General features: G+C 63.8%; 5 protein-coding genes. 4 read left to right on the forward strand and 1 reads right to left on the reverse strand.

The genetic code is table 11. The features are described 5' to 3' along the window. Nucleotides 1-364 (reverse strand): FkbM family methyltransferase (locus VET27_RS06075; protein WP_526516115.1); only part of this gene is annotated, 364 nt, incomplete at its 3' end. Between the two features lie 718 nt (nt 365-1,082). On the opposite strand from VET27_RS06075, the gene VET27_RS06080 reads away from it, so the two are divergent. The 4 genes from VET27_RS06080 (at nt 1,083) to VET27_RS06095 (ending at nt 4,379) form a co-directional block, all read left to right on the forward strand. Further along, nucleotides 1,083-2,321, forward strand: a complete 1,239-nt coding sequence (locus VET27_RS06080; RefSeq protein ID WP_526516117.1) for an ISL3 family transposase — start codon at nt 1,083-1,085, stop codon at nt 2,319-2,321. A gap of 854 nt (nt 2,322-3,175) precedes the next feature. Next, a complete protein-coding gene (gene vapB / locus VET27_RS06085) occupies nt 3,176-3,400 on the forward strand; it encodes a type II toxin-antitoxin system VapB family antitoxin (protein ID WP_526516119.1) in 225 nt (74 codons plus the stop codon). Beyond that, nucleotides 3,391-3,807 (forward strand): PIN domain nuclease, encoded by a 417-nt coding sequence (locus VET27_RS06090; protein ID WP_526516121.1) that lies wholly within the window; start codon nt 3,391-3,393, stop codon nt 3,805-3,807. The genes vapB and VET27_RS06090 overlap by 10 nt, the downstream gene beginning before the upstream one ends. A gap of 245 nt (nt 3,808-4,052) precedes the next feature. Then, nucleotides 4,053-4,379 carry a hypothetical protein gene (locus VET27_RS06095; RefSeq protein WP_526516123.1) on the forward strand — a complete coding sequence of 109 codons (327 nt, stop codon included), beginning with the start codon at nt 4,053-4,055 and terminating at the stop codon, nt 4,377-4,379. The last annotated feature ends 53 nt before the right edge of the window (nt 4,380-4,432 follow it).

The raw sequence follows: 4,432 nt of genomic DNA on the forward strand, positions 1-4,432 counted from the left end.
TGTCCAACGGTCCAACCGCGAACTCTTCCATGACCCCGTCGTTCACGCCGTCAACAAAACCCACCTGCATTGACCTGTCCAGGAAGTTCTCGGCCCGGCCAGCTTCGGCGCCGAGCCCCTGCCGGTGCACCGTGACTTTGCCGTCAACACCGTTGGCCACGACGTTGCGGACCACCACGTCCGCATACCGAGAAACCGGCTCGAAGGCATGGACATGCGTTGACCGGCACATCTTCGCGAACCAGACAGTGTGGGTGCCCAAATGAGCGCCCACGTCGACGTACTGACCGACCAGGTTCAGGGAACGCACGTATTCGAGGAACCCTTCCTCATAGAGCTTGCCTGCCGCGATCGGTCGGTACACGTACGGCGTCTCGACGAATCCCTCGTCGTCGAACCTGAGCGTCTGACCATGACGCGTCAAGGTCAGCATGTGGGTGGCCTTTCGTCGCTGTCCGGCGCTGGGCGCCAAACGACAGAGCCTACTCGGTCTCGTTAATGGCGATCCGGGACGCCTAGAAGAGGCGATCTCCTGCCTAAGAAGTGGTCACGATCGCTGTAACCGCCAAGTTCTACGGGCTGTTCTTCAGTAGTCTGGCGAACAAGGAAGTTGACGTCGACTCCGACATATTCAAGGTCGTGCTGGGCCGCGCGACAAACCTCACTGACGGCCCGCGTCCAGACCGCCGCGTTGTTGCGGCGTCGGTTACAAGTGGGTCCACCGCCAATGGCAGGTGATCATCTGGTGCGTGATCTCGCCGACTACGACCGTGCGTTCGGTGTCGACTTCACCAGCAGCGCAACCAGTTCCGATGGCGAGGTGGCTTGAACATCGCTGAGGACCCGATCAAAGAAATCTGCCACTACGCCCAAGCGCTCAAGGCACCGCGGATCCGGGGCTCGGCTGCCCAACTGGCCGAACAAGCCCGCGACGGCGGGTGGAGCCACGAAGAATATCTGGCTCTATTGCCATGAATGTGGGTCGGGTGGGGTGTGCTATGTCTCGCGTGGCGTAAAGGATGGGCGCACGGGCAGCCCCATAGGTTCGAAAGCTCCTACACGACCGATCCAGGAGCCTGCCCGTGCGCGCCACCACGTTACTCAATTGCGTCCTCAACCTGCCGAAGACGGCGGTCCGCGACGTCGAGTTCGGCGACGCGGTGACGGTGTGGGTGCGTCCGCAGCAACGGGTGATGTCTTGTCCGCATTGCGATTTCCGGACTCGGCACCGTTACGACACACGGGCCGTGGACTCGGCGTGGCGGCACCTGGACCTGGGCGGGCGTGTCTGCGTGCTCAAGCTGCGGCGACGCCGGTTGCGCTGCCCCGAGCACGGCGTGCTGGCCGAATCGGTGCCGTTCGCGCGGCCCGGATCGGGGTTCACCCGCGACTTCGAGGAGCTCGTCGTCTGGCTGGCAACCAAGTGTGACAAGAAGACGGTGTCGGTGTTCTGCCGTGTCGCCTGGCGCACCGTCGGGACGATGTGCGCGCGGATCGTGGCCGAGAGGCTCGACGACGACCGCCTGGCGAGCCTGGTCGACATCGGCGTCGACGAGATCTCCTGGCGCAAGCATCACAAGTACCTGACGCTGGTCTCCGACCACGCGACCGGCAAGATCGTGTGGGGCGCGCCCGGCAAGAACGCCGCCACCCTCGACAAGTTCTTTACCAGCGCCCTGCCTGCCGGGGCCGTCGCACGGATCGAGGCGGTGTCGATGGACCTCGGCCCGGCATTCGCGAAATCCGTTCGGACACATGCCCCGCAGGCGGTGATCTGCTTCGATCCGTTCCATGTCGTGAAACTTGCCACCGACGCCCTCGACGACGTCCGCCGCCAGGTCTGGCAGTCCGCCCGCAAGCTGTCGAACAAGCAGATCGCCCGCACCTACAAAGGCGCCCGCTGGGCGCTGCTGAAGAACCCCGAAAAGCTCACCGACACACAGAAAGCCACCCTCGCCCAGCTCAAACGCGAGGGCGGCGCCCTGGTCCGGGCCTACGACATGAAGGAGTCGTTGCGCGCGGTGTTTGCCGGCGACCTAGACACCGACACCGTCACCGACATGCTGGACAAATGGTGCTCCTGGGCGCAGCGGTGCCGGATCCCGCAGTTCGTCAAACTCGGCCAAACCATCAAGAAGCACGTCGATGGCATCAAGGCCGCGATCGAGCGGGGCCTGGCCAACGGACGCCACGAAGGCCTCAACAACAAGGTCCGGTTGATCATCCGCAGGGCCTACGGCTTCCACAACGCCGACAACGCCCTTGCCTTGATCATGCTCGTCTGCGGGCCGGTCACCGTGAACCTGCCATATCACATGTAAAGCCATCCACATTCATGGCAGTAGAGCCAATTGTTCCAGGAACGGTGGTGCCACCTCGTCAAGCGCGGACTGGCAGACCTGATCTGTTCGCAGGGCGTTCGCGGGCACCTTTTGTCATGCTTGCCGTTTTACTGCGTCGATTTCAGAGTCCGAATACCATCTGCGACGTCGGGAAACGATACAGCGAATTCAACTTGACGCCGAATACCCAGGTCGGCACCCTTTTGACTCGAGAATCGAAAGACTTGAGATGACGTCGACGAACCACACCACCATCCCCGCCCGCGTCCGGCAGTGTCTTGTCGGAGCGACGTTCGCCCTCAGCTTTGCGATGGCATCCGCCGCCGTTGCGACCGCCGAACCCTCATGGGACATCGGAGAATACGACGAATGCAGGAGAGGGTTAGGCGGCGCGAAGACCGCGTTCGAATGCTGCTTGTTCAGCGGCGGAGAATGGGTTGACGACCCGAACTCACTCTTCCCCGGAGGAGGCAAGTGCGTCGCGCCGCCAGCTCAACCCGTGGACCGCTCGCCTGGTGACACCGGTCCTCCCACCGGCAAGCCAGGGCTGACCCCACCGCAAGCCGGCCAGCCCGGACTGGCCCCCGTCACCACCACGACGCCGCCGCCCTTGGCGCCCGCGCCCGCGCAAGCCCCAGACTTGGCGCCGCGGTAACCGTCATCCGCCTCGGCTAGTTAGTACTGTGCCCGCACCGTGCAATCGATCTTGATGATCGGCGCCGGGTTCCACCGGCCATTAGGACGCTGCGGCCGTGCGACGGCATCGTCCCAGTGAGAGCAACGAAGATATCATGATATCGTCAATTAACACGTGACCGAAGAAGGGACCAATCATGCCTAACATCCTGATCCGGAACCTGTCCCAGGATGCCATTGACCGCATCGACGCAGCTGCGGCGGATCTCGGGCTTTCGCGAAACGAATACTTGCGCCGCAGGTTCGATCACTCCGTCACCCAGCCCGGCGAGCAGACCGTTTCTGCCGAGGACTGGAAACGGTCGGCCGTGACGTTTGCGGATTTGGCCGACCCCGACGTCATGGCGGCCGCGTGGCGGTGACGAGGTGGCTGATCGACAAGTCCGCTTACGCACGTCTCCAGCTTGGTCAGACTTCGGACATCGACGACTGGAGTGCCCGGATCGGTCGCGGCTTGGTTCGTCTCTCCACGATCACCCGGCTTGAACTTGGTTACTCGGCCCGCACGGGCGACGGCGGCCGTCGCCAGTTCGCGAGTCCCCCGCTTGCCCTGATGCCGCTGGAGTACCTGACACCGGGTATCGAGGACCGAGCGCTCGAGGTACAGATGCTCTTGGCCGACCGAGGGCAGCACCGCGCGCCATCCATACCCGACCTGCTCATCGCCGCAACGGCCGAGAGGGGCGGGCTAACGGTATTGGCGGCAGACAAGGACTTCAATCTGATCGCTCAGATCACGGGCCAACCAGTCGAAGCGCTCGCTCAGTAGGAGATTCGACGCTGCGCGCGAACGGGTGCACCGTTGCCGGGGACACAGGTGATGGCCTTGCGGTGACCCGTTCGTCGCGGGAATCTACGGCAGAGAGATCAAGGACCAAGGGCTCCTGAGCTGCGTGGATGCCACCGCGTTAGAACTCCGAGAATGTGCCCGAGAAAAAGTGAGGGAACACCACTGGCTGGTCGCTCCTACCTGTGAACGCGGCACACGGGCCGCGACCAACACGAGGAGACACCATGAACGCCAACACCACCACCCTTCGCCGCTTCGTCGCCAGCGCTCTCGGCGCGAGCGCCATCGCCGTCGGAGCGCTCGCGATGAGCTCACCAGCCGGTGCGGTCACCTTCGAGCAGTCGTGCAAGGACAGTCCCGGTTTGTACGCCACCGGGGCAGAGAGCGGTGTCTACAGCACGGTCCGCCGCGGCGTGGACCGCGACCAGATCTGCAAGCTGTATGGCCGGAGCGGAAATCACCTCGGTACCTCCATCGTCACCGACTACGGCTTCTACAAGGCCCCCTCGATCCCGAAGGTCGCGCCGGCACCGGTGCTCAGCCCCCGGTAGCTCACCCGAATGGGTCGGGCGGGACGCGTCCAGCAGCGTCCCGCCCGAGCCCA

Origin of the sequence: Mycobacterium sp. (assembly GCF_035633495.1) — a bacterium.
In the GTDB taxonomy this organism is placed as follows: domain Bacteria; phylum Actinomycetota; class Actinomycetes; order Mycobacteriales; family Mycobacteriaceae; genus Mycobacterium.